The organism is Amycolatopsis sp. NPDC059021 (assembly GCF_042739895.1).
Lineage (GTDB): Bacteria > Actinomycetota > Actinomycetes > Mycobacteriales > Pseudonocardiaceae > Amycolatopsis.
Genome location: NZ_JBHYIQ010000205.1, coordinates 1 through 4,040, shown reverse-complemented (window position 1 = coordinate 4,040; position 4,040 = coordinate 1). Strand labels below are relative to the sequence as shown.

At 68.3% G+C, this 4,040-nt stretch carries 2 protein-coding genes; one reads left to right on the top strand and one right to left on the bottom strand.

Going from position 1 to position 4,040, the window contains the following annotated elements:
* Window positions 1-48 precede the first annotated feature (48 nt).
* Complete coding sequence (locus ACFWX1_RS47915) at window positions 49-2,553, bottom strand: DEAD/DEAH box helicase (RefSeq protein ID WP_378396608.1); 2,505 nt, start codon at window positions 2,551-2,553, stop codon at window positions 49-51.
* Between the two features lie 148 nt (window positions 2,554-2,701).
* Here ACFWX1_RS47915 and ACFWX1_RS47910 point away from each other — a divergent pair, with 148 nt between their 5' ends.
* Complete coding sequence (locus ACFWX1_RS47910; protein WP_378396607.1) at window positions 2,702-3,967, top strand: primosomal protein; 1,266 nt, start codon at window positions 2,702-2,704, stop codon at window positions 3,965-3,967.
* Window positions 3,968-4,040: the final 73 nt, after the last annotated feature.

The following is a 4,040-nucleotide window of genomic DNA, read 5'->3' as shown; positions in this document are numbered from 1 at the left end:
GGCCACCGTCACGGCGTTGAGCGCTGTGAAGGAGGCCTTCACGGACCGTCAGAGCTGGTTGACGTCCACAATCCGGAGCACGGCGGAGCCCGCCTCGTCGGACGCCGCCAGGTCGACCTCGGCGCTGATGCCCCAGTCGTGATCGCCCGCCGGGTCGTCGAAGATCTGCCGCACGCGCCAGACGCCCGGCTCCTTCTCGATCATCAGCAACGCCGGGCCGCGCGCGTCCGGGCCGATCCCGAGCGTCTCGTGCTCGTCGAAGTAGTCCTCCATGGCGTCTTCCCACGCGTCGGCGTCCCACCCGTCCGCGCCGTCCAACTCGCCCAGCGACACGTACGCACGCCGGGCGGCCAACTCGACCCGGCGGAAGAGTTCGTTGCGCACCAGCACCCGGAACGCCCGCTCGTTGCGGGTGACCGCGGGCGGCTCGGACGGCGGCCGCGTCGGCACCGGGCCCTCTTCTTCCGGATGCCGCAACGCTTCCCACTCGTCGAGCAGGCTGGAGTCGACCTGCCGGACCAGCTCGCCGAGCCATTCGATGAGGTCCTGCAACGGTTCCGTCTTCGCCTCGTCCGGGACCGTGTGGCGCAGCGCGTCGTAGGTGTCGGCCAAATACCGCAGCACCAGGCCTTCCGACCGCGCGAGCTGGTAGAAACCGATGTACTCCACGAAGTTCATCGCGCGCTCGTACATGTCGCGCACCACGGACTTCGGCGAGAGCTCGTAGTCGGCGACCCACGGATGGCCCTGCCGGTAGCTGGCGTACGCCGCGTTCAGCAGCTCCTCCAGCGGCTTCGGGTACGTGACGTCTTCGAGCAGTTCCATCCGCTCGTCGTACTCGATACCGTCGGCCTTCATCGCCTGCACGGCTTCGCCCCGCGCCTTGAACTGCTGCTGCGAAAGCACCGGACGCGGATTGTCCACAGTAGATTCCACAATGGACACGACGTCGAGCGGGTAGACCGGCGACTCGGGATCGAGCAGCTCGATCGCGGCCAGCGCGAACGGGGAAAGCGGCTGGTTGAGGGCGAAATCGAACTGCAGGTCCACGGTGAGCCGGATGATCCGGCCCTGCTCGTCGGGCTCGTCGAGCCGCTCCACCACCCCCGCGGCGAGCAGCGCGCGATAGATCGCGATGGCGCGCAGGATCAGCTTCCGCTGCGACGGCCGCGGCTCGTGGTTGTCCTCCAGCAGATGCCGCATCGAGTCGAAGGCGTTGCCAGGCCGGGAAATCACGTTCAGCAGCATCGAGTGGCTGACCCGGAAGCTCGACGTCAGCGGCTCCGGCTCCGCCGCGATCAGCCGGTCGAAGGTACTCTCGGTCCAGTTGACGAACCCCTCGGGCGCCTTCTTGCGGACGATCTTCTTTTTCTTCTTGGGATCGTCACCCGCCTTCTCCAGCGCCTTCGCGTTCTCCACGACGTGATCGGGCGCCTGCACCACGACGTAGCCGTCGGTGTCGTAGCCCGCGCGGCCCGCCCGCCCGGCGATCTGGTGGAACTCCCGCGCCTTGAGGTGGCGCTGCCGGACACCGTCGTACTTGGTGAGCGCGGAGAACACGACCGTGCGGATGGGCACGTTGATGCCGACGCCGAGGGTGTCGGTCCCGCAGATCACCTTGAGCAGCCCCGCCTGCGCGAGCTGCTCGACCAGCCGCCGGTACTTCGGCAGCATCCCGGCGTGGTGCACGCCGATGCCGTGCCGCACCAGCCGCGACAGCGTCTTGCCGAACCCGGCGGAGAACCGGAAGTCGCCGATCAGCTCGGCGATGGCCTCCTTCTCCGGCTTCGACGTGACGTTGATGCTCATCAGCGTCTGCGCCCGCTCGATCGCGGCCGCCTGCGAGAAGTGCACGACGTACACCGGGGCCTGGCCGCCGTGCAGCAGTTCCGACAGCGTTTCGTGCAGCGGTGTCAGCGCGTAGCGGAAAGTCAGTGGGACAGGTCGCTGTGCCGATGTCACAACCGCGGTCGGGCGGCCGGTGCGGCGGGTCAGATCCTTTTCGAAGAAGGAGACGTCGCCCAGGGTGGCCGACATCAGCACGAACTGGGCGTCCGGCAGTTCCAGCAGCGGCACCTGCCACGCCCAGCCGCGGTCGGGCTCGGAGTAGAAGTGGAATTCGTCGGCGACGACCTGGCCGACCGGGGCGTCGCGGCCGAACCGTAACGCGATGTTCGCCAGGATTTCGGCGGTGCAGCAGATGATCGGGGCATCGGCGTTGACGCTCGAATCGCCGGTCATCATGCCGACGTTGTCCGCGCCGAAGATGTCGATGAGCTGGAAGAACTTCTCCGAGACCAGCGCCTTGATCGGCGCGGTGTAGTAACTGCGCCGCCCGTGTGCGAGCGCGGTGAAGTGCGCGCCGACCGCGACGAGGCTCTTGCCGGAACCGGTCGGAGTCGACAGGATGAGGTTCGCCCCGGAGACGACTTCGATCAGCGCCTCCTCCTGCGCCGGGTACAGCTCGAGCCCCCGTTCGGCCGTCCAGGTGGAGAAGGCCTCGAACAGGGCATCGGCGTCGGGATCCGCTGGCAGGAGGTCTGTAAGAGTCATCAGGTGCCCCATCGTGCCATCCGTTGGTTCGGACTTGGCCAGGGGCAATCGCGGGCCGGAGCGGAAACCCGTAGGCTGCGCATACCGCGCACGACCGGGGGAACACCGGTGTCGCGCGCACACGGGCGGTAATCCGGAGGGCTAAGGAATGGCACAGGACATCATCCCGATCGAACTCGGCCTGCCGCAGGGCGATGTGGTCACCCTGTGGGCGCCGCGCTGGCGGGAGGACGGCGAGGAGTGGGAAGCGTTCCTCGGCGACGAGGACGACCTGTACGCCTTCCCCGACGCCGCGCACCTCGCCGCGTTCGTCCGCACGTCCGAGCAGCACGACCTGCTCGATCACCCGGCGTGGGACGCGGTGCCCGCGCTGAACGTGCCCGAGCTGATCCCCGACGACGACCACTCCTACGACCTGGTGGGCGTGCCCGAACTGGTCGCCGACGAGCCGGACTCGTGGACCATCGCCGAGCTGGCCGAGATCATCGGCATCGTCCGCTCGCTCGCCGACGTCTGCGAGCTGGACGACGTGCACGAGATCCTCGACGCGCACGAGGGCTTCTCGTTGCTGGAGCAGGGACGGCTGCCGTTCACCGGCCGCGAGGGCGCGGCGCTGTGGAACGACCTGTCCAAGGCGGTGTCGGAGGAATGGGACACCGTGCTCGACGCGATCGACGGCCTGGTGACCCAGCCCGAGGTCGACGCCGCGGTGCTGGAGCAGACCGCCGAGGAACTGGCCGCGTTCCACGAGGAGTCGGCCGAGGCCGAGGCGGCTGCCGACGCGGGTGACGACGATCTGGAGGCCGTCTCCACCGACGAGGACTCCGACGACGAAGACGACGAAGACGACGTCCCGGTCGGCTTCTGGGGCGAGGTCGGCATCGACCCGATCAAGATCGTGACCTCGGGCGCGGAGTACTACACGCTGCGCTGCTACCTCGACGACAAGCCGGTGTTCCTCGGCAGCGAGGGCGAAATCGACGTCTTCACCTCGGAGAAGGCCCTCGTCCGCGCGATCGCGGACGGCAAGGAACTCGCCGACACCGACCTCGTCGAAGTGTCCACTTGGGACGAGGTGGTGCAGAAGGCCACCGCGGGCGAGCTGGAGGTCGAGGTCGACGCCGAGAACACCTACGTGCTCAACGGTCTCGACGACGACATCGCCGAGGGCCCCGAGTCGATCGACCCGACCCAGCTGGAGCTGGCCGTCGAGCTGATCACCGACGCGTCCGACTGGGCGGGCGACGACGTGGCGGAAACCGCGCTGGCGGCCAACGAAAGCCTCGGCTGGCTGGTGTCGTTCGTGCTGCGGCCGGACCCGACGCGGCTCGAGCCGTCGGCCCCGTTCGACGCCGAGCAGAGCGCGTGGCGGAAGCTCGTCGAGTCGTTCGAGAACCGCCTCACGGTGGTCTAGACCCCTTCGTTCGTTGGTCCGTGAAGGCCTCCTTTCCAACGGGGGTGGGGGGTTTGGGGGGGGTGGCGGGGTT

Bases quoted from the DNA above. Each gene is read 5' to 3' on its own strand.
- ACFWX1_RS47910 (WP_378396607.1), top strand. From the start codon at position 2,702: ATGGCACAGGACATCATCCCGATCGAACTCGGCCTGCCGCAGGGCGAT.
- ACFWX1_RS47915 (WP_378396608.1), bottom strand. From the start codon at position 2,553: ATGACTCTTACAGACCTCCTGCCAGCGGATCCCGACGCCGATGCCCTG.